The organism is Microbacterium sp. H6 (assembly GCF_003314775.1).
In the GTDB taxonomy this organism is placed as follows: Bacteria; Actinomycetota; Actinomycetes; order Actinomycetales; family Microbacteriaceae; genus Microbacterium; species Microbacterium oxydans.
Window position 1 is genome coordinate 4641 of sequence record NZ_QOAY01000206.1, and the last position, 294, is coordinate 4934.

The window sequence follows — 294 nt, forward strand, 5'->3', positions numbered from 1 at the left end:
GGGATCGCGCGCGAGACCGAGCGGGATCAGGACGAAGAGGCCGACGGCCACGATGAGCGCACCGGCGGAAAGCAGAAGGCGCTGCGCGATCTTCCGGCGTCGGAGGCGATTCGCCGCCTGGCGTCGAGCACCGGGCTTGCGCCGACGCTTCGCGGTTCCTCGCCGCGTCGTCTTCCTCGCCGCCGGCTTGCGCTTCGCTCGCGACGCCGGTGCGGCACTCATACGGGCAGGGCTCCGCGCTCGGCTCTCGGGCGGCGACCGACGAAGGCGGCCACGCCGCCGCCGATGGCGCCG

1 pseudogene is annotated in these 294 nt (G+C 74.5%); it reads right to left on the reverse strand.

Annotation, left to right across the window (positions count from 1 at the left end):
* A pseudogene (locus DSP71_RS23880) lies at window positions 1-222 on the reverse strand (hypothetical protein); the annotation flags it as partial.
* Between the last annotated feature and the right edge of the window lie 72 nt (window positions 223-294).